Annotated in this window: 21 protein-coding genes and 1 tRNA gene; 5 read left to right on the top strand and 17 right to left on the bottom strand. The window is 58.2% G+C overall.

Annotation, left to right across the window (positions count from 1 at the left end):
* Positions 1-165: 165 nt before the first annotated feature.
* From CKW18_RS25510 to CKW18_RS25495, 4 genes are all read right to left on the bottom strand, one after another.
* Complete coding sequence (locus tag CKW18_RS25510) at positions 166-537, bottom strand: glycine zipper domain-containing protein (RefSeq protein ID WP_095191319.1); 372 nt, start codon at positions 535-537, stop codon at positions 166-168.
* 329 nt (positions 538-866) lie between these two features.
* Entirely contained in the window at positions 867-1,052 is a 186-nt protein-coding gene (locus CKW18_RS25505; RefSeq protein WP_095191318.1) for a hypothetical protein, read from the bottom strand.
* A gap of 161 nt (positions 1,053-1,213) precedes the next feature.
* Entirely contained in the window at positions 1,214-1,534 is a 321-nt protein-coding gene (locus CKW18_RS25500) for a YbjQ family protein (RefSeq protein WP_095191317.1), read from the bottom strand.
* Positions 1,535-1,684: 150 nt separating this feature from the next.
* Positions 1,685-1,774, bottom strand: a tRNA-Ser gene (locus tag CKW18_RS25495).
* Positions 1,775-2,081: 307 nt separating this feature from the next.
* Here CKW18_RS25495 and CKW18_RS25490 point away from each other — a divergent pair.
* From CKW18_RS25490 to CKW18_RS25480, 3 genes are all read left to right on the top strand, one after another.
* On the top strand, positions 2,082-2,771 hold the full coding sequence (locus CKW18_RS25490; protein WP_095191316.1) for a crotonase/enoyl-CoA hydratase family protein: 690 nt from the start codon (positions 2,082-2,084) through the stop codon (positions 2,769-2,771).
* A 217-nt stretch (positions 2,772-2,988) separates the two neighbouring features.
* On the top strand, positions 2,989-3,711 hold the full coding sequence (locus CKW18_RS25485) for a 1-acyl-sn-glycerol-3-phosphate acyltransferase (protein ID WP_095191315.1): 723 nt from the start codon (positions 2,989-2,991) through the stop codon (positions 3,709-3,711).
* A 136-nt stretch (positions 3,712-3,847) separates the two neighbouring features.
* The gene (locus tag CKW18_RS25480; RefSeq protein ID WP_095191314.1) at positions 3,848-4,819 is read left to right on the top strand and encodes a magnesium and cobalt transport protein CorA; all 972 of its coding nucleotides are present in this window, start codon (positions 3,848-3,850) and stop codon (positions 4,817-4,819) included.
* Between the two features lie 81 nt (positions 4,820-4,900).
* Here CKW18_RS25480 and CKW18_RS25475 read toward each other — a convergent pair whose 3' ends face one another.
* The 3 genes from CKW18_RS25475 to CKW18_RS25465 all read right to left on the bottom strand — a co-directional run bounded on the left by CKW18_RS25475 (position 4,901) and on the right by CKW18_RS25465 (position 9,097).
* Positions 4,901-5,629 carry an amidotransferase gene (locus CKW18_RS25475; RefSeq protein ID WP_095191313.1) on the bottom strand — a complete coding sequence of 243 codons (729 nt, stop codon included), beginning with the start codon at positions 5,627-5,629 and terminating at the stop codon, positions 4,901-4,903.
* Positions 5,630-5,722: 93 nt separating this feature from the next.
* Entirely contained in the window at positions 5,723-7,867 is a 2,145-nt protein-coding gene (locus CKW18_RS25470; protein ID WP_095191312.1) for a 3-hydroxyacyl-CoA dehydrogenase NAD-binding domain-containing protein, read from the bottom strand.
* A gap of 24 nt (positions 7,868-7,891) precedes the next feature.
* Complete coding sequence (locus CKW18_RS25465; protein WP_095191311.1) at positions 7,892-9,097, bottom strand: acetyl-CoA C-acetyltransferase; 1,206 nt, start codon at positions 9,095-9,097, stop codon at positions 7,892-7,894.
* A gap of 275 nt (positions 9,098-9,372) precedes the next feature.
* On the opposite strand from CKW18_RS25465, the gene CKW18_RS30325 reads away from it, so the two are divergent.
* A complete protein-coding gene (locus tag CKW18_RS30325; RefSeq protein ID WP_141233157.1) occupies positions 9,373-9,585 on the top strand; it encodes a hypothetical protein in 213 nt (70 codons plus the stop codon).
* Positions 9,586-9,679: 94 nt separating this feature from the next.
* Complete coding sequence (locus CKW18_RS25460; protein WP_095191310.1) at positions 9,680-10,501, top strand: cytochrome c; 822 nt, start codon at positions 9,680-9,682, stop codon at positions 10,499-10,501.
* 119 nt (positions 10,502-10,620) lie between these two features.
* Here CKW18_RS25460 and CKW18_RS25455 read toward each other — a convergent pair whose 3' ends face one another.
* The 10 genes from CKW18_RS25455 to CKW18_RS25410 all read right to left on the bottom strand — a co-directional run bounded on the left by CKW18_RS25455 (position 10,621) and on the right by CKW18_RS25410 (position 19,880).
* A complete protein-coding gene (locus tag CKW18_RS25455) occupies positions 10,621-11,424 on the bottom strand; it encodes a transglutaminase family protein (protein WP_095191309.1) in 804 nt (267 codons plus the stop codon).
* Positions 11,421-12,371 (bottom strand): alpha-E domain-containing protein, encoded by a 951-nt coding sequence (locus CKW18_RS25450; protein WP_007914063.1) that lies wholly within the window; start codon positions 12,369-12,371, stop codon positions 11,421-11,423. Before CKW18_RS25450 ends, CKW18_RS25455 begins: the two co-directional genes overlap by 4 nt.
* A 12-nt stretch (positions 12,372-12,383) precedes the next feature.
* On the bottom strand, positions 12,384-13,793 hold the full coding sequence (locus CKW18_RS25445) for a circularly permuted type 2 ATP-grasp protein (protein ID WP_095191308.1): 1,410 nt from the start codon (positions 13,791-13,793) through the stop codon (positions 12,384-12,386).
* A 536-nt stretch (positions 13,794-14,329) separates the two neighbouring features.
* Positions 14,330-14,677 carry a ribonuclease E inhibitor RraB gene (locus CKW18_RS25440; protein WP_095191307.1) on the bottom strand — a complete coding sequence of 116 codons (348 nt, stop codon included), beginning with the start codon at positions 14,675-14,677 and terminating at the stop codon, positions 14,330-14,332.
* A 210-nt stretch (positions 14,678-14,887) separates the two neighbouring features.
* Positions 14,888-15,121, bottom strand: coding sequence for a hypothetical protein (locus CKW18_RS25435; protein ID WP_095191306.1), 234 nt, complete (start codon positions 15,119-15,121; stop codon positions 14,888-14,890).
* 236 nt (positions 15,122-15,357) lie between these two features.
* Entirely contained in the window at positions 15,358-16,233 is an 876-nt protein-coding gene (speE, locus tag CKW18_RS25430) for a polyamine aminopropyltransferase (RefSeq protein ID WP_095191305.1), read from the bottom strand.
* A 236-nt stretch (positions 16,234-16,469) separates the two neighbouring features.
* The gene (locus tag CKW18_RS25425; protein WP_039763840.1) at positions 16,470-16,661 is read right to left on the bottom strand and encodes a PLDc N-terminal domain-containing protein; all 192 of its coding nucleotides are present in this window, start codon (positions 16,659-16,661) and stop codon (positions 16,470-16,472) included.
* Positions 16,662-16,732: 71 nt separating this feature from the next.
* Positions 16,733-17,263: a hypothetical protein gene (locus CKW18_RS25420; RefSeq protein ID WP_095191304.1), complete on the bottom strand. Its 531-nt coding sequence runs from the start codon at positions 17,261-17,263 to the stop codon at positions 16,733-16,735.
* 162 nt (positions 17,264-17,425) lie between these two features.
* Positions 17,426-17,944: an ankyrin repeat domain-containing protein gene (locus CKW18_RS25415; RefSeq protein ID WP_095191303.1), complete on the bottom strand. Its 519-nt coding sequence runs from the start codon at positions 17,942-17,944 to the stop codon at positions 17,426-17,428.
* Between the two features lie 97 nt (positions 17,945-18,041).
* Positions 18,042-19,880, bottom strand: a complete 1,839-nt coding sequence (locus CKW18_RS25410; RefSeq protein ID WP_095191302.1) for a long-chain-acyl-CoA synthetase — start codon at positions 19,878-19,880, stop codon at positions 18,042-18,044.
* Positions 19,881-20,009 lie beyond the last annotated feature (129 nt).

Below are 20,009 nucleotides of genomic sequence, written 5' to 3'. Positions count from 1 at the left end.
TAGAAAAGGCGTTGGCGGGCTGTTTCTGGATCACCGCCCAAGGCCTTCGAGGCCAAGGACGGTGAAGATTTCAAAAACCCGGTTTCCGGTGGACCGTAAGGCTGCTCCGCTTAAGTGAACAGCATTACGGCATCAAGCCGGGCTTTTTCTGACCTGCGATCAATCTCAGTGACGCTTGTGCCCTTTGGCCAGATTGCTACCTACTGCACCACCGGCCGCACCGCCCAGACCCGCGCCGATGGTGGCTCCAGTCCGCCCACCCAGGCTGTTGCCGATCACCGAACCGCCGGCAGCGCCAACACCGCCGCCGATGGCCGCTTTGGTCCGGCTGCCTTTGCGTGCCGCCACTGCACTACCCGCTGCGCCCGCCACACCGGCACCAATCGCGGCGCCGGTGCTGCCGCCCATTTTCTGGCCGACGACATTACCCAGCGCGCCACCCAGACCACCGCCCAGCGCAGCGGTGCCGTCACCGGCAGCCATCGCACCTTGAGCAACGAAAAGCCCCAGAACCAGAGCAGGCAGTGTTAAACGCATGACGAAAACCTCAAAAATCGGGATGACAAAAAGGGGGCGGGATTTAATGCCGTAGGTGCGCAAAAGTCCAGACGGAACCAAAGCGCAGCAAGCACTTGGCGCCGATTTGACAGCGATTCTGGAAAAGGTTTTACGACAGGCAAAAAAAAGCCCGCTGGGGAGACGGGCTGGAGACTTGCTTTCTAACGGATGGCTTCACCTTAATCCGGACTACGTGAAAAGTTTGTGAAAAAAAACCGAGTTCTTTAAACCATTCGTAGAACGTTTCGGAAGTCACCGATCAGACGTAAAAAAACCCCGTTCAATGACGGGGTTTATGTCGAGAAAGCTTATTTTCTGGCCCGCGCCACCTTGGGAAGGAATTTCGCCTTCGGCCCTTTCGGCGCCATGGATTTCATTTTGGCGTTCTGAATCGTGTCTTCACCAAAACCCGACTGGTACTCGCTCTGTCCGCAGCGTACGCAGTTGTTGAAGGAAAATTCAGCGCCATCGTCTTCGATATACGGTTGAGTCATGCCCTCTCCCCTTCGTAACAGGTCGACACCGGCAAACCATCTTGCCTGAAAAATATCGACCCCTCAGGATTTTGAGACTAGCCGGTCATTACTGGACTTGTTATTCAGAACGCCTGACGCCCGACGAATGGCCTACAAAAATTCAACGCCGCGGCGGCCGCTCAGCGCAGCTTCACCGCTGTTCCCGTCACAAACACCACAACCATGCCGCCCTTGCCCGCCGGCATGCTGATCTCGAAATCCAATCCGACCACCGCATCTGCCTGCAAGGCACGCGCTCGTTCCTTGATCTCGTCCGTGGCCTGAATGCGAGCTTCTTTCAATGCCCGCTCCAGCGTTTGCGACCGACCACCAAAAAAATCACGCATGCCGGCAAACATGTCGCGGATCACATTGACGCCCTGCACCGACTCCGCACTGACTATGTCCAGATAGGCGGTGATCTGACGGCCTTCGATGGCTTGAGTGGTGGAGATGATCATGGAAACAGTCCTTTTCTGGCAGATAAAAACCGCGATTGTAATTCAATCGAGGATGAAGCCGATTTTCAGCAGGCGCCCAAAAAATGCAGACGCCAGAAACCACAAAACCCCTGACTTCTTTTGAAATCAGGGGTTTTGTGTAATCGAATATGGCGGTGAAGGAGAGATTCGAACTCTCGATACAGTTTCCTGTATACACACTTTCCAGGCGTGCTCCTTAAGCCACTCGGACACTTCACCGTATCTCTTCAAACATGTTCTGTCTGTCGAGGCGCGCTAATGTAGTCGAAAGCTTTTCCGATGGCAAACTTTTTTTCAGAATTTTCATGCGCTTAAGAGAAAAAACCGTTTTCGCCGTCATCAGGCCATGGCAAACCGGCCAATCTTCGGTGGACTCGCCCCTTCTATATAGAAGGAGAAGCGTCAGCGGTGTGGTGCGCGGTGCCGGGTGAGCGGGTAAAGGGTGACCGGCGGGTCAGTCACGGTGCTTTACCTGGCCTGCCGCGGTGGGTAACGTCTGCCCATCTTTCTTACAAGGAATAGCGTCATGAGTGAGTTGATTGCCTACCACCTCGAAGACGGTATCGCGACCCTGACCTTGAACAATGGCAAGGTCAATGCCATTTCCCCGGACGTGATTGCGGCGTTTAACGCGGCGCTGGATCAGGCTGTGACTGATCGTGCCATCGTGATTATTACCGGTCAGCCTGGGATTCTGTCCGGTGGCTACGACCTCAAAGTCATGACGGCCGGCCCGAAAGAGGCCGTGTCACTGGTCACCGCCGGTTCGACGCTGGCTCGTCGCCTGCTCTCTCACCCGTTCCCGGTGATCGTCGCGTGCCCGGGCCATGCTGTGGCCAAAGGTGCTTTTATTCTGTTGTCCGCCGATTACCGCATCGGTGTCGATGGCCCGTTCAGCATTGGTCTGAACGAAGTGCAGATCGGCATGACCATGCATCACGCCGGTATCGAGCTGGCCCGTGATCGTCTGCGTCGTTCGGCGTTCCACCGTTCGGTGATCAACGGTGAGATGTTCGACCCGAAAAGCGCTGTGGATGCCGGTTTCCTCGACAAGGTTGTTACCGCCGAGGAACTGCAAGGCGCCGCGCTGGCCGCTGCGCGTCAGTTGAAGAAAATCAACATGACTGCGCACAAGAACACCAAGCTGAAAGTACGCAAGGCGCTGCTGGAAACCCTCGATAACGCGATCATCCAGGATCAGGAACATCTCGGTTAACGCTCACATCCCTGCGCCAAAGAAAAGCCCGACGGTCGTGTCGGGCTTTTTCTTGCACGCACTGTTTACAAATCTTCAACAGCTCTAGGACGCGTCTGCCGACCATTTCGGAAACATGCGCTTAAACATCGGCTATCTCCGGACTCTATAGTGGCAATTGCCGAAAACAGTGCACATCCGTACACTGCGCCACCTTTTGTCCCGGTGGGGCCTGAAAATGCTGTTCGTGTTTCGTATGTTATTGATGGGCCTGCACTTTATTCTGGCCGGTGTGCTTGGGGTGATCCTTGGGCTGTGCCGTCCGTTTAATCCGGACAACAGCCGTTTGTGTGCCCGTCTCTATGCATTGCCGGCGATGTGCATTTTGCGTCTGCGCGTGAAATCCGAGGTCAGCGGCTTGATGAACAAGCCCGACAGTTGCGTGATCATTGCCAACCATCAATCCAACTATGACCTGTTCGTATTCGGCAATGTCGTGCCACGCCGCACCGTGTGCATCGGCAAGAAAAGCCTGAAATGGGTACCGTTGTTCGGGCAACTGTTCTGGCTGGCCGGCAACGTCTTGATCGATCGTGGCAATGCGCAAAAAGCACGGCAGTCGATGCTCACCACCACCCATACGCTGCAGAACGAAGACACGTCGATCTGGGTGTTCCCGGAAGGCACGCGCAACCTCGGCGAGGAACTGCTGCCGTTCAAGAAAGGCGCCTTCCAGATGGCGATCGCCGCGGGTGTGCCGATTGTTCCGGTGTGTGTCAGCAGTTACGTCAAACATATGCGCCTGAACCGCTGGCGCAGCGGGAAAATCCTCATACGCTCGCTACCGGCAATTCCTACTGTCGGACTGACCATGGATGACATGCCCATGCTCATCAGCCAATGCCGCGAGCAGATGCGCGAGTGCATCGAATCGATGGATCGGCAACTGCAAGCCGCATGACAAAACAAAGCCCGCCCCGTGCGGGCTTTGTTTTGCCGGTTGAACTGTGCAGATTTCACTGACTCTGAAACAGCGACACGGCTAAGCTTGAGCCTTGTATTCCCTGTCATCTGCCAATAAGAAGTGAACCACCACCATGGGTCGAGTTGTTGCTGCTGCGGTTTACAGCGCCGGTAAGAAAGTCACTAATATTTCCCTTGATGAGGGCGCAGCCTGGGCCGCGAAAACCGGGCACTTTGTGTGGATCGGTCTTGAAGAACCTGACGCGCAGGAACTCGCCAACCTGCAACGTCAGTTCAACCTTCACGAACTGGCCATCGAAGATGCGCTGGAAAAACACAGCCGCCCGAAGCTGGAAACCTTTGGCGACGCTTTGTTTATCGTCACCTACTCGCCCATCCGTGAACATGGCATTTTGCAGTTCATCGAAACCCATATCTTCGCTGGCAAGGGCTACATCATCACGGCTCGCAACGGTCATTCAGCGTCCTACGCCCATGTCCGCCAACGTTGTGAGGCGCGTCCGCTGCTGCTGGAGCACGGGGAAGATTTCGTACTCTATGCGCTGCTCGATTTTGTCATCGAGAACTATCAGCCTGTGGGCGAGGCAATCCATGCCGAGATCGATGAACTGGAGCGCAATGTGATGTGCAGTGCATTGAACGAACACGACATCCAGAAACTGCATGGCCTGCGCCGTGATGTGGTGCGCCTGCGCCGGTACGCGGCGCCGATGGTGGAAATCAGCGAGGAACTGCAAAAGCTGAGCTTCCCGTTTATCGACAAGAACATGCGCCCGTACTTTCGCGATGTGCAGATTCATGTGACGCGGCAGATGGAGGATCTGACCACGCTGGCCGACATTGCCAGCCAGACCATTGAAATTGGCGTGCTGCTGGAAGCGTCACGGCAGAGTGTGGTGCAACGCAAGTTTGCCGCGTGGGCGGCGATTCTGGCGTTTCCGACGGCGGTGGCCGGGATTTACGGGATGAATTTCCAGAACATGCCGGAGTTGAGCTGGCATTACGGCTATTTCGCCGTACTGGGGTTCATTACGGTGGGGTGTGTCAGTTTGTGGGCGAGTTTCAAGCGGTCGGGATGGCTGTAACAATCGCCAGCAGGCTGGTTCTCAAAGGGGTCTGTGTATCAACGCAGATCCCTTGTGTGCACCAGCCTGCTGGCGATGTTTTCAGCTCTGAACAGTATCTGGCTTGTGCGCGACAAACCGCATCATCCACTCCGCAACGGTAGCGCCATGGTGCTCTTGCTCCAGGCTGGCCACGCCTTTGCTGTAGATCTGCGTACCCAACGCTTCCTGGCGCAGATCCAGCAGCGCACGCGAATAGTCGTGAATGAATTCCGGGTGCCCCTGGAAGCACAGCACCTGATCGTTGATGTGATATGCCGCAAACGGGCAGAAGTCACTGGAGGCAATCACCGTGGCGTTTTCCGGTAGCGCAGTGACCTGATCCTGATGGCTGATCAACAGCGTCAGCTCTTCGCGCACCGGGCTCATCCACGGCGCTTTGGCCGCCAGTTTGTAGTTGTGTGTGCCGACGCCCCAACCCTGCGTCGCGCGTTCGCTTTTGCCACCCAACAGCAGCGCCAGCAGTTGATGGCCGAAACACACGCCAAGCAGTTTGTCGCCACGCTCGTAGCGGCTCAGCAGGTAGTGCTTGAGGGTCTGAATCCACGGATCGGTACCGAATGAATCGGCCTTGCTGCCGGTGACCAGATACGCATCGAAGGTCTGCTCGTCACTCGGGTATTCGCCCTGCATCACGTTGTACACGGTGAACTCGGCAGCAATCGGCTGCTGCGAGAACAGTCGCTGAAACATCTGCCCGTAACCCTGATATTGATCGACCAGTTCCGGACGCAGGATGTCGGTTTCCAGAATGCAGATGCGTAGCGACATAAAAATACCTGACACGTGATGGGAATAATGAACACCCCAGAGCCTGCCCTGAAACACCCTGGCAAGGCAAGCCCCGGAATGGATTCCCAGCCTTTAGAACAGCTCTCCTTTCGCCGCTTTTTCAAGCAACAGCACAGGTGGCGCGAAACGTTCGCCATATTGCTCAGCCAGATACTGCGCGCGTGCAACAAAATCCTTCACGCCGTACTGGTTGATGAACTGCAGTGCACCACCGGTCCACGCCGCAAAACCGATGCCGAAGATCGAGCCGACGTTGGCGTCCGCCGTCGAGGTCAGCACGCCCTCCTCCACGCAGCGCACGGTTTCGATGGCTTGCACGAACAGCAAGCGATCACGCACGTCTTTCGGCGAAATCTGCCCGTCGGCCTTCTCGAAACGAGTCTTCAGTTCGGGCCACAAATGCTTCTGCCCGCCAACCGGGTATTCATAGAAGCCGCCGCCTGCGGCCTTGCCCGGACGCTTGTATTCGTTGAGCAACAAGTCAATCACCGCGAACGCCGGGTGCGCAATCAGCGGTCTCCCTTCAGCTTGTAGGTCCTTGGCAGTTTGTTTGCGGATATGGCTCATCAGGCTGAGGGAAACTTCGTCGGAGATCGCCAGAGGCCCGATCGGCATCCCGGCCTTGCGCGCCTCGGTTTCGATCATTGGCGCACTGACGCCTTCGCCGAGCATGGCGATGCCTTCGTTGGTGAAGGTGCCGAACACCCGTGAAGTGAAGAAACCACGGCTGTCGTTGACTACGATTGGCGTTTTCTTGATCTGCAGGACGAAATCGAAACCGCGCGCGAGGGTTTCATCGCTGGTCTGCGCACCTTTGATGATTTCCACCAGCGGCATTTTCTCCACCGGGCTGAAGAAATGCAGGCCGATGAATTTGCTTTGGTCGGGTACGGCGGTCGCCAGCCCGGTAATCGGCAAGGTCGAGGTGTTGGAGGCAATCACAGCGTCAGCACCAACGACTTTCTGCGCAGCCGCAGACACTTTGCCTTTCAGTTCGCGATCTTCAAACACCGCTTCGATGATCAATTCGCAACCGGCCAGATCGGCATCGTTTTCACTGGGCTGGATTCGCGCAAGCACGGCTTCACGCTGTGAAGCATCCATTTGGCCACGGGCGACTTTCTTGTCCAGCAGCGTCGCTGAATGAGCCTTGCCCTTCTGCGCCGCGGCGAGGTTGATGTCCTTGAGCACCACTTCGATACCGGCCGAGGCGCTGACAAAAGCAATTCCGGCCCCCATCATGCCGGCTCCAAGCACGCCGACCTTGCGCGTGACATACGGCGCTAGACCTTGCGGCCGTGAACCTCCGGCGTTGATCTCGTTGAGTTGAAACCAGAACGTACCGATCAGGTTTTTCGAGATCTGGCCGGTGGTCAACTCCGTGAAGTAGCGGGTTTCGATCAGGTGCGCGGTGTCGAAATCCACCTGAGCACCTTCCACCGCTGCGCACAGAATCTTCTCTGGCGCAGGCAACGTTCCTTGGGTTTTAGTGCGCAGGATCGACGGTGCAATCGCCAGCATTTGCGCGACTTTCGGGTTCGACGGCGTGCCGCCCGGAATCTGGTAGCCCTTCACGTCCCATCGCTGAACCGCCGTCGTATTGGCAACGATCCACGCACGCGCCTTGGCCAACAGATCATCGCGATCCGTCGCCAGCTCATCGATCAAACCCGCCTGTAAAGCCTGTTGCGGACGGACTTTTTTGCCTTCGAGCAAATACGGCAGCGCCTTCTCGATGCCTAGCATGCGCACCATGCGCACCACACCGCCGCCGCCCGGCAGCAGGCCGAGGGTCACTTCCGGCAGACCGAGTTGCACGGACGAATCGTCCAACGCTATCCGGTGATGACAGGCGAGACAGATTTCCCAGCCACCGCCCAACGCCGCGCCGTTAATGGCGGCAACTACCGGTTTGCCGAGGGTTTCCAGGGTTCGCAGCTGCCCTTTGAGGGTCAGCACCATGTCATAGAAAGCCTTGGCTTCAGGCTTTCCGACTTTGATCAATTCATTGAGGTCGCCGCCGGCAAAGAAAGTCTTCTTCGCCGAGGTAATGATGACTCCGGCAATACTGTCTTTTTCCGTGACCAGGCGGGCGACGCAGGCCGCCATGGCCTCGCGGTACACGGCATTCATGGTGTTGGCGCTCTGGCCCGGCATATCAATGGTCAGGACGACAACGCCGTCCTGGCCTTTTTCGTAACGAATGGCTTCATTCATAACAAGGTTCCTTGAATTCGGGGCTCAGAGACGTTCGATGATGGTGGCAATGCCCATGCCGCCGCCGACGCACAGCGTCGCCAGGCCATAGCGCAGGCGCCGGGTTTCCAGTTCATCGAGCAAGGTACCGAGGATCGCGCAACCGGTGGCACCCAGCGGGTGGCCCATGGCGATGGAGCCGCCGTTGACGTTGACCTTGTCTGGGTCGACCGCCATGTCCTTGATGAACTTCAGCACCACCGAGGCAAACGCTTCGTTGACCTCGAACAGGTCGATGTCTTCCACGCGCAGCCCGGCTTTCGCCAGCGCCTTGCGAGTGGCTGGGGCCGGGCCGGTGAGCATGATGGTTGGATCGGTGCTGGTGACCGCCGTGGCGACGATGCGCGCCCGAGGCTGAAGGCCCAGCGCCCGGCCCTTGGCTTCGGAGCCGATCAACATCAGCGCCGCGCCGTCAACGATCCCGGAGCTGTTGCCCGGCGTGTGTACGTGGTTGATGCGCTCGACATGGCTGTACACCCGCAGCGCCGTCGCGTCGAAGCCCATCTGGCCGATCATTTCGAAACTCGGCTTGAGTTTGCCCAGGCCTTCCAGGGTCGATTCGGCGCGAATGAACTCATCGTGGTCGAGCAGGATGATGCCGTTCTGATCCTGTACCGGCACCAACGACTTGTTGAACGAGCCATCGGCCCGCGCCCTCGCGGCTTTCTGTTGCGAGTGCAGTGCGTAGGCATCGACGTCCTGCCGGCTGAAGCCTTCGAGGGTGGCAATCAGATCGGCGCCGACACCCTGCGGCGTGAAGTGGCTGTGCAGATTGGTCTGCGGGTCCAGCGCCCAGGCACCGCCATCGCTGCCCATCGGCACCCGCGACATCGATTCGACACCGCCGACCACTACCAGGTCTTCGAAGCCCGAACGCACTTTCATTGCACCAAGATTCACCGCCTCCAGCCCGGAAGCGCAGAAGCGGTTGATCTGCACGCCCGCCACGCTGACATCCCAATCGGCCACTTGCACCGCGGTCTTGGCGATGTCCGAGCCTTGATCGCCAATCGGCGTGACGCAACCGAGCACGACGTCATCGACTTGACTGGTGTCCAGCGCCGTACGGTTGCGCAGCGCGGTGAGCAATCCGGCCACCAGATTCACGGGTTTGACGCTATGCAGGGCGCCATCGGCCTTGCCTTTGCCGCGGGGCGTGCGTAATGCGTCGAAAATCAAAGCTTGGGTCATGACGTCCTCGAACCGGTGCGCGGAGTGAATTTCGTGTTGTCACTGTTGCCCCCCAGGGACATGGATTCAATGACCACAGCGCTCAATGACATTGACGTGCACGCTCAGACGGACGGTCATCTGCCCTCGGGTGAACCGGTTCAGGTCGGCGAGTTGTCTAGCAAGCGGGCGGCAACGAAGCTGGCAATACGCCTCATGCCTTTTTGATCGCGTGTAGCAGCAAGTAAATATGAAATGGATCTAAGCCAAGCGTGACGCGGGCCCTAAGGTAAGACATGTACGTCGTCGCTGTCGGGTTTTGCCGAGGCAGGCGTCATTCAACAGGAAGTGCAGCGCTTGCCGTCATGGATATGCAGGCAAGCATCAGGAATAACAATAAAGGCGGTCAAGCCATGTTCAAACAACCGAAAGTTCGTCAAGCAGGACTCATTCTTTTCGCCACGACGCTGTTGTTGATTTTGCCGAACCTGACCAAGGTCATCGGCTGAATCGAGCGGCAGGTGCTGTTGATTGCCTCTAAAAATATGACTGGCCCGCTACCCGGGCCAGCGTGGTTGTGCCAACCTTTCGCACTTCCACGACATGGACGGCGATCATTTGAAAGCGCTCATTGTGTTTGGGGCCCTGCTGCTGAGCATGCCCTTGTCTGCCGCCCAGTTGAATCTTGAACTGGGCGAGAACAGCCGCACCTGGCAGACCGAGCAGCTGCTCAAGCATCCTCAGGTGCAATTTCTCACGGTTAAAAACGATGTGTCCTACAAGAAGGACATGACCTATCGCGCCGTGCCCGTGGCGGCATTGCTGACCGGCATCAAACCTGAAGATCACCTGCAAGCGGTGGCGCTGGATGGATTTGCCGCCGAGTTGGCTGCTGCGCCCCTGCTCAATACAAAAGGTGCGCGGGCCTGGCTGGCGATTGAAGATCCGGCGCAGCCGTGGCCGCCGTTATCGAAGGGCAAGCACAGTGCAGGGCCGTTTTACCTAGTGTGGACGGATCCGCAGGCCGGCCATATCAGCCCGGAGCAATGGCCTTTCGAAGTGGCCAGTATCAAGCGCATGGCGCCAGTGGCCGAGCGTTTTCCTGCCCTGTTGCCGGATCCTGCATTGAAGGCCGATGACCCAGTGAATCAAGGATTCGCGCTGTTTCAGAAAAACTGCCTGGCTTGCCACCGCTTGAACGGCGCCGGGGATGCGCAGTTCGGGCCGGATCTGAATATTCCGTATAACCCGACCGAGTATTTCGGTGCGGATTTCCTCAAGCGCTACATTCGTGACCCGCAGAGTTTGCGCCAGTGGCCGCAGGCGAAGATGCCGGGGTTTTCGACGCAGGTGTTGCCGGATGGAGATTTGCAGATGTTGATCGGGTATTTGCAGCATATGGCTGGGCGCAAGGTTAAGCCCTGATCACCTGTTCAGCATCCCCCCTGTAGGAGCTGTCGAGTGAAACGAGGCTGCGATCTTTTGATCTTTAACATCAAGATCAAAAGATCGCAGCGTGCCGCAGCGCCTACAGAGGGCGGTGTTTATTGCTGTTGGACGGAGATCACCGGGGTCGGCGAAACAAACACCTTCGCATGCATCTGCTCGCACCCCCCGCCCCGACGCATGCCGCGTACCGGGCAGGCATCCAGGTAATCCAGACCCACTGCCAGTTTCAGATGTCGCTCCGGCCGGGCCAGTTGGTTGGTCACGTCGAAGCTGTACCAGGCGTCATCCAGCCAGGCTTCCGCCCAGGCATGGCTGGCCAGGTGTTCGCAATCTTCGCTGTACAAATACCCCGACACATAACGCGAAGGAATTCCCAGACTGCGCGCGCACGCCAGAAACGCATGGGCGTGGTCTTGGCAAACACCCGCACGTCCGGCGAAAGCTTCGGCAGCGCTGGTGTCGACCTCGGTGGAACCCGGCGTGTAAGTCATATGCTGATTGAGGCCGTGCATCAAATCGATCAGCGCGGTGCGGTCGCGGCGTTGTTTGCAGGATTTTGCCGCGAATGCCCGCAGCGCCTCGTCTGCCTCGGTCAGCCGGGTGAAGCGCAAGAATGGCAGCGCTGACTGGCTCTCATGCTCAGCTTCGCGCAATTCGTCGATATCGACCTGACCACGCGCACCGATGATGATCGCTTCGTGCGGCTCGTCCATGGTCAGCACGTGCAGGATGTTGCCGAACGGATCGAGTTGCGCGCGCGCCGGGCGCGGCAGATCGAGCTGCCAGCTCAACACGTGCTGGCGCTCGCTGTCGTGGGGTGTCAGTCGCAGGTACTGGATGCTCGCCCGCACCTGATCTTCGTAGTGATAGGTGGTCTCGTGGCTAATGGAAAGTCTCATGCAGCCTCCAGGTAGGAACTGTGAATGGCGTTGCCCAACTGGCGCACCAGCGGGATGAACTCGGTGAGCCAGGCGTGCAGGCCTTCCTCGAGGATTTCGTTGATGCCGGTGTAGCGCAGGCGCGCGTCCATTTCTGCCGCGAGGCGCTGTGCAGGACGACCGTTGGCTCCCGGCAACTGCGCGAGGATCTGGTCGATCTCCTCGGTGCAGGCGCGTAAGGAACGCGGCACATCCGCACGCAACAGCAGCAATTCGGCGACATGCCGGGCACCCGGCGCATCCCGGTAGATTTCGGTGTAGGCCTCGAACGACGACAAGGCCCGCAATAACGCACTCCATTGGTAGTACGCGTGAGCCGTGCCGTCGCTGACGGCTTCGGCCTGATCGCCAGCCATTTCGTAACGGGCATCGAGCAGGCGCAAGGTGTTGTCCGCGCGCTCGATAAACGTGCCCAGCCGAATGAAGCGAAACGCATCGTTACGCATGATCGTGCCGTAGGACGCGCCGCGAAACAGGTGCGAACGCTCCTTGATCCACTCGCAGAAACGGCTCATGCCATAGCGGCTCAGGCCCTGTTCGGCGATGCCGCGGATTTCCAGCCAGGTCGCGTTGATGTTTTCCCACATGTCGGCGGTGATGCGACCGCGCACGGCGTGGGCGCTGGCTCGTGCAGCACCCAGGCAGGAATAGATGCTCGCCGGGTTGGCTGCGTCGAGGGCAAAGAAATGCAACAGGCGTTCGGCATGCAGCGCGCCGTGACGCTCGAGGTAATCATCCAGGGTGCCGGTAATCAGCAGCGGCATGGCCAGTTCGTGCAGACCGTCGCCGCGACCGTCCTGCGGCATCAGCGACAGCGAATAACTGATGTCGAGCATCCGAGCGAGGTTTTCCGCTCGCTCGAGATAACGCGACATCCAATACAGATCCGAGGCAGTTCTACTTAACATGGCAAGCTTCCTTCAATCCTCGACCACCCAGGTGTCCTTGGTTCCGCCGCCTTGGGAGGAATTCACCACCAGGGAGCCTTCACGCAAAGCGACACGGGTCAAACCGCCCGGCACAACCCGGGTTTCACGACCGGACAAGACAAAAGGACGCAGGTCGATATGGCGCGGCGCAATGCCGTTTTCGACAAACGTCGGACAGGTCGACAGCGACAGCGTTGGTTGCGCGATGTACGCGTGAGGCTTGGCTTTGATGCGCTCGCGGAAGGCATCGATTTCCGCGGTGGTCGCCGCCGGCCCCACCAGCATTCCGTAACCGCCGGAGCCCTGGGTTTCCTTGACCACCAGATCCGGAAGATTGGCCAGTACATGGGAAAGTTCAGACGGATTGCGACACTGCCAGGTCGGCACGTTCTTGAGGATCGGTTCTTCGTCAAGATAGAAACGGATCATGTCGGTGACAAACGGATAAACCGATTTGTCATCCGCCACCCCCGTGCCGATGGCATTGGCCAGCACCACGTTGCCGGAGCGATAGGACGACAGCAAGCCCGGTACGCCGAGCATCGAATCCGGATTGAACGCCAGCGGGTCGAGGAACGCGTCGTCGAGTCGGCGGTAGATCACGTCCACTGCTTTCGGGCCGTCGGTGGTGCGCATGAAGACTTTGTCGTCGCGCACGAACAGATCGGCGCCCTCCACCAGTTCAACGCCCATCTCCCGCGCCAGAAAGGCATGTTCGAAGAACGCACTGTTGAAGCGCCCCGGGGTCAGCACCACGACACTTGGGTCGTCGATGGGGCTAGAGCTTTTCAGCGTGTCGAGCAGCAGGTTCGGGTAATGGTCGATCGGCGCGATACGCTGCGCGGAGAACAACTCCGGGAACAGGCGCATCATCATCTTGCGGTCTTCGAGCATGTAGCTCACGCCGCTCGGTGTGCGCAAGTTGTCTTCGAGCACGTAATAGGTGCCGTCGCTGTCGCGCACCAGATCGACGCCGGAGATGTGCGAATAGATATCGCGGTGCAGATCCAACCCTTGCATCGCCAACTGGTATTGCTCGTTGGCCAGCACCTGCTCGGCGGGAATGATCCCGGCCTTGATGATGCGCTGCTCGTGGTAAAGGTCGGCGAGGAACATGTTCAACGCCTTGACCCGCTGGATGCAGCCGCGCTCGACGATCCGCCATTCGCTGGCGGGGATGCTGCGCGGGATGGTGTCGAAAGGAATCAGGCGCTCTGTGCCCTGCTCGTCCCCGTAGAGCGTGAACGTGATGCCGGCGCGATGGAACAGCAGATCAGCCTCACGGCGGCGCTGGGCCAGCAGTTCGTCAGGCGTGTCAGCCAACCACCGGGCAAACTCCCGGTAATGCGGGCGGACCTGGCCGCCGGCATCGTACATTTCATCAAAATAGGTGCGGATCATGCCGTACTCCTTGTCACCCGGACATACAGGCCTTCGCAAGGCCCGTGCCATCGGCATAAACGCTTTGATTTCAATCGGTTGGATATTCAAGCCGTGGCCGCCGCACCATTGCTGTGCGCCAAATGCCCCAACCTGATTGCCCCCGCCTCATTGCGACGCAGTGCAGGCGTCTATCACCAGCATAGTCAGAGTTGATTTCACTGCTGGTGGCTGGCTGCGCATAATCGGCGCATCCGCTGAAAAAACTTCCCCGGTGAAGCCTTCAGCTCAACTGATCCGGACTGCCTGAGCAGCCCTCAAAGCCTTAACCCTGACCGGTTTCCTCTCCTTATCGGTCTTCCCTTTTAGCCACCCTCTCCGGTGGCTTTTTTTTGCCTGATCGAAACTTTGTGAAATAAAAACGAAAAGATCGCGGCCTGCGGCAGCTCCTACAGGTGATCGTGTAGGAGCTGCCGCAGGCTGCGATCTTTTGATCTTTGAATAAACAGCGGCCAACCCGAGGGTCAGCCGTTGCCCAACTCTAAATGTGCATGAGATCAATTCAAACGATGGCGGTTGCGCACCTCCTGCTTGACGCCCCAGCCTTCGATGATGCCGCCCAACGGCTCGACCACGGCGGAAAAGCCCTGTTCGAAATCGCCGATATCGTCATAGGTCGCGTACATCACTTTGCTCAATTCCAGAGACCACGCACCATCGTCGCGCGCGCTGACCTGGGCATTGATGGATTCACCACGAAATTTGCCTGCTGCTCTGCGCGCCCGCTCCTCGTCCGGGAAAATGGCGTAGAACTCGATGGGATGGAATCGGGAAAAATCGAAACCGCCTTCTTTCATGCGGCGCAGAACAGTGCTGCTGATGTCTTCTTGATAGGCTGTGCTCATGAATCGTCCCCCTCGGATAGATGGATAGACTTTCCGTATTCCCGCCCCGGGCCTTTGGCCAAAGTACTACGGCAACGTCGTTGCACGCGGGAAACAAGCATGTAGCTGACAAGACCAGACCTTAGCGATCCGTTCGCTGATCTCGCTTGCAGAGTAGCCCCAAGTTAGAGCTGCTGCCAAGGCCTGGTGCTTCAAGTGACAGGAAGAATTTCAGATGGGGGTGATACTGCGGATTTCGATGCTGTTCTGGGTTTTCAGGCTTTTCGCCCCGGCGTCGGGAGTGCGCCCTTCCAGATCGTTCAGATCCAGTGCGGCGGCGACGGGCAGAAGCTTCGCCTTGATCAGTTGTGCGGCCTCATCGTCACTGGGGCATTCCGCGCGCTCGAACACCTCATCGACAATTTCACCATGATCGTCCACGAAAGTGACTTTCCACTTTTGCATCGGTGCCTCCTCGATCAAACCCGCAAATGGGCTTACACCTAAATCGACTGGTGAGCCGAAAGTTGGTTCAAAAGGATTACAGCGCACGAAGATGAAAAAAACGACATCTACCGTGCGGCGCAAACAAATGTGGGAGCGGGCTTGCTCGCGAATGCGATTTGTCATCCAACAAATTTGTTGGCTGACAGTCCGCTTTCGCGAGCAAGCCCGCTCCCACAGGGGTTTGCAGTGTTCTTTTAGTCGTTGCTTGGCTTGTTGATCGCCTGCAGCACGTACTGCGGCAAGGCGAACGCACCGATGTGGATTTCCGGGTTGTAGTATTTGGTGACGATACCGCTGCCGATAAACCGCTGTTGCAGGGTTTCGCGGCTCAGCTTGCGGTACGCCGGGTTGGTCGAGCCCCAGGCGAAGGTCATCGAACCGCCGATGTAGGTCGGCACGGCGGCCTGATAGAAATGCCAGTCCGGGAACAGGCTGCGCAGGCGACCGGCGGTGGTTTTGACTTCGTCGATCTGCATGAACGGCGTGCCGTTCTGGGTCACGAGAATGCCGCCTTCGTTGAGGCAACGGTGGCAGGCCTGGTAGAAGTTCTCCGAGAACAGCACTTCGCCCGGACCGATCGGGTCGGTGGAGTCAGAGATGATCACGTCGAATTTTTCGGTAGTAGTTGCGACGAAACGCATGCCGTCGTCGATCACCAGGTTCAGACGTGGATCGTCGTAGGCGCCTTTGGAGTGGTTCGGCAGGAATTCCTTGCACATGTCGACCACAGTGCCGTCGATCTCGACCATGGTGATGTGCTCGACACTGCCGTGCTTGGCGACTTCACGCAGCATGCCGCCGTCACCGCCGCCGATGATCAGCACGCGCTTGGCTGAGCCATGGGCGAGGATCGGCACGTGGGTGAGCATTTCGTGGTAGATGAATTCGTCGGCTTCGGTGGTCTGGATCACGCCGTCCAGCGCCATCACCCGGCCCATGCGCGGGTTCTGGAAAATCACCAGGTGCTGGTGTTCGGTGCGCACTTCGTGCAGCAGTTTTTCCATGCGAAAACGCTGGCCGTAGCCTTCGTAGAGGGTTTCCAGGTACTCGCTGGTTTTGGTGACGGTCATGGTCAAGTGCTCCGATGAATGCGCGGGCGCCGATCGTGGGGACGATTGCCCGGGAAAGGCGCGCATTCTACGTTGCCGAAGATGACAGGTCGAACCTCGCGTCATCGAGCGTACGCATAACCCTGTGGGAGCTGGCTTGCCAGCGATGGGGTCAACTCGGTTTGTCAGAGACACCGCGGTGATCCTATCGCTGGCAAGCCAGCTCCCACAGGTTATGTGTTGTTCGTGAGAGCGGATCAGATCCGCACGTTACCCCGCGGCCCGGCGATCGCCCAGATGATCAGGCCCAGCACCGGCAGCAGGATGATCAACAGCACCCAGACAATTTTCATTCCGGTGGAGGTGCCGCTTTTCAGCACATTGATGATGGCCCAGATGTCGAGGGCAAGAATGATCAGGCCGATCAGACCGTTGAACGTGGAACCCATGGTGTCGCTCCAGAATAGTGGCATGCACTTTTAGGATAGACGGTCGCGCGCAGGGTTCCCTTTTATTGCATTCAGACGTGAACGGCGACCTTCAAGGCTTCCAGCGCTGGCGCGGCGGCGATGCCAACTTGCGCGCAAAGCTCCAACACTCGTGGCACGTCGTTACCGTAGACCAACACCATTTGCAGTTCATCGTCGAGCAACTGGCTAAAGTTCATCAGCGTGTAACCGCCGTTTTCCTTGCTCAAGCTGCTCATCTGAACCTGAATACGGTTGAGTGCCGTCAGCGCTTCGGTCTTGGCCAATTGCTTGGGCTTGAGGTTGAAATCAACGCCGGGGCCGAACGAGGCAACGATCTGCGCGAACAGGTCAACGTAGGTGTCAGCCTGAAACAGTACGGTTTCTGGCAGGCTGCCGACCACCACCCACTCTCCCAGCGGGATCGGGAAGGTGTCGTCGTAGTTGATGTCTGGATTGGCTGTCAGAAAAGCATCGGCGTCGGCATAGGCCTGCGCGGCTTCGTCAGCGACCTTCAGGATCTCGTCCTCGCCCATGCAGCCGGAGCTGATTTTGCTGATGAGTTCGACGAGTGCGGCTTTCATGAGGGCGAGTCCTGTGTGGGGATTTTGAGGGCGCGGAGGATAGCGCACAAAGCAAAAGATCGCAGCCTGTGGCAGCGCCTACAGGTTCAGCCTTCACCCGCAAAACAAGGGGCGAACGCGATCAGTGCAGGAGCGGCCGCAGGCTGCGATCTTTTGATCTGATCAGCCCAGCAGTTTTTCCAGCTGCGCCGTGGTATCAACCGCACCCATGGTCCGCGCGGCGTCCAGCGCCGTCACGCCATTGGCATCCTTGGCTTTCGGATCCGCACCCTTGCTGATCAGGTAATCAACGATTGCAACGCGGTTGAACATCGCTGCCATCATCAGCGCCGTGCGGCCATCAAACGATGAACCTTCGATCTCGGCTCCCGCCTCCACCAGCGCCTTGACCACTGGCAAATCACCTTTGAACGCAGCACCGGCAATCGGGCTCTGGCCATTGCCATTGCGCATTTCCGGATCAGCGTTGTGTTTCAGCAACACTTGCACCGCATCCAGATGACCGTAGTAACTGGCTAACATCAGCAGGGTATCGCCTTTGCTGTTCTTCAAGTTCACTGGCAGACCGGCCGTGACCAAGCGATCAAGCATCTCGGCATCACCGTCGCGCGCCTTGTTGAAAACCTGCTCGGTGAATTCGGCAGCTTCCTCAGGGGTCATCTGGCGGCTTTGGTCGGACATGGGGCAACTCCACTTTCGGTCAATCGGAAAGCCGATAGTTTCCCGAGCGAGAGGAACGCTGTCACCCCCTTTTTCTCAAAACTGTCCATAGCCAGAATCAATAACGGTATTTGCCCTGATGAATTTCCGCCAACACTTGATCCGTCACTTGCACGTAAGTCTGAGTGCCGGGCAACCACGCAAAGATCGGATCATCGCCAGTCTGGGCGGGGTCGAAACCTTCATTTTTCAGGCGCGTTTTCTGGTATTTGAAGGTACCGGTGGTTTCCATTTTCACCTTGACCCGCAGGAACAACGGCACGGCGTAGGCTGGCATGCGTTGCCGGGCGAAGGTCAATAACTCGGCGAAATCCAGCGTAGCAAGGGATTCTGCCGGCGTGATCGCAGCCATGCCCGCGCGCCCGTTGGTGTTGCGAATCTCGACCCCATAAGCCACCGCCTCGCAGATGTGCGGATGCTGTAACAACAGGTTTTCAACTTCCGTGGTGGAAACGTTTTCGCCCTTCCAGCGGTAGGTGTCACCGAGGCGATCAACAAACTGTGCATGACCGAAGCCAATATTGCGCAGCAGATCGCCGGTGTTGAAGAACCGGTCGCCCTTGGTAAACACATCGTGCAGCACAACCCTGGCAGTTTTCTGCGGATCGGTGTAGCCATCCAGCGGCGCCTTCTCGTCGATGCGCGCCAGCAGCAGGCCCTGCTCGCCCTTGCCAACCTTGCGCATGAAACCGTCATCACCGCGGATCGGCTGGCCACTGTCATGGTCGTAAGCGACCAGTTCCCAGGCCATCAGGGAAAAACCGATGGTGTTGTCGAAGTTGAGAATATTGGTGAAGCCGATATTGCCGTCGCTCGCCGCATAGAGCTCGCAGATGTGATCCACCGCAAAGCGTGTCTTGAACTCGGCCCACGCGCCGGGGCGCAGGCCGTTGCCGATCATCTTGCGTACGTCGTGACGGCTGTCGTCGGCACAGGCCGGTTGATCGACCAGATAGCGGCACAGCTCGCCGACATAACCAATGGTGGTCGCGCGATAGCGACGCACGTCGCTCCAGAACTGACTGGCGCTGAACTTGCGGCGGATCGCAAAACCCGAGGCACCGTTGATCGCCGAGCCCCAGCACACGCAAAGACCTGTGGCGTGGTACAGCGGCAAGGTGCAGTAGACGACGTCATCGGGGCGCATGTTCAGGGCGATCATGCCGAAGCTGGCGGAGCTGCGCATCCAGCGGCCGTGCTTGAATACGCCGGCCTTGGGCAAGCCGGTGGTACCGGAGGTGTAGATATAGAAACAGGGATCGTCGAAAAATACTTGCTGGCTGCTCGGCGGATTATCGCTGCAAGCATCGGCACTGGCGCTGATCAGATTGACGTAGCCTTCGGGTGCAATGCCCGGATGGCTGTAGGTGTCCTGATCCGCGACAAACCAGGTGCGTTGCGCTGCAACCGACACCTGGTCGCGCACCGCTGCAAACGCTGGCAACAACTCTTCACCAACCACAATCGCCACCGGTGCCACCAGATTCACACTGTGGATCAACGTGTCGCGGGTCTGCGAAGTATTGAGCAGTGCGCTGACCGCACCGACCTTGGCCAGCGCCAGAATCGTCACCAGCAATTCCGGGCGGTTCTCGATGAACACCGCCACCACGTCGCCCTTGCCGATGCCCTGCCCGTTCAGATAGTGGGCGATGCGGTTGGCCCACTGGTTGACCTGCGCATAGGTCAGCAAGACATCGCCCTGCAATAACGCCGGGCCGTCGGGATTACGCAAAGTCGCCTGTTCGAACGTCCAGCCAAGGCCACAGCTTTGGGTCGGATCCGTGACGTTGGCCACCTTCATGCCTTTGACCACCCTCGGGATGGCTTTGGCGATCATCGGCAGTTTGCGGAGCATCATGCCCCAGGTAATCGTGTCGCTTGGCGCGTGACTCATGGAAGCTCCCCGTTCGACCTTGGCGTGCTGGCCGATGTTTTTATTGTCGGGCTAATGCGACCGGTGCTTTATGAGCGAGGGTCGAGACCGAAAATACGTTAGCGCTTCTCGGGCTGTACATGCGGTTTT

This window comes from Pseudomonas sp. Irchel 3E19, from assembly GCF_900187585.1.
In the GTDB taxonomy this organism is placed as follows: Bacteria; Pseudomonadota; Gammaproteobacteria; order Pseudomonadales; family Pseudomonadaceae; genus Aquipseudomonas; species Aquipseudomonas baetica.
This window is presented reverse-complemented; position numbering and strand designations above follow the sequence as displayed.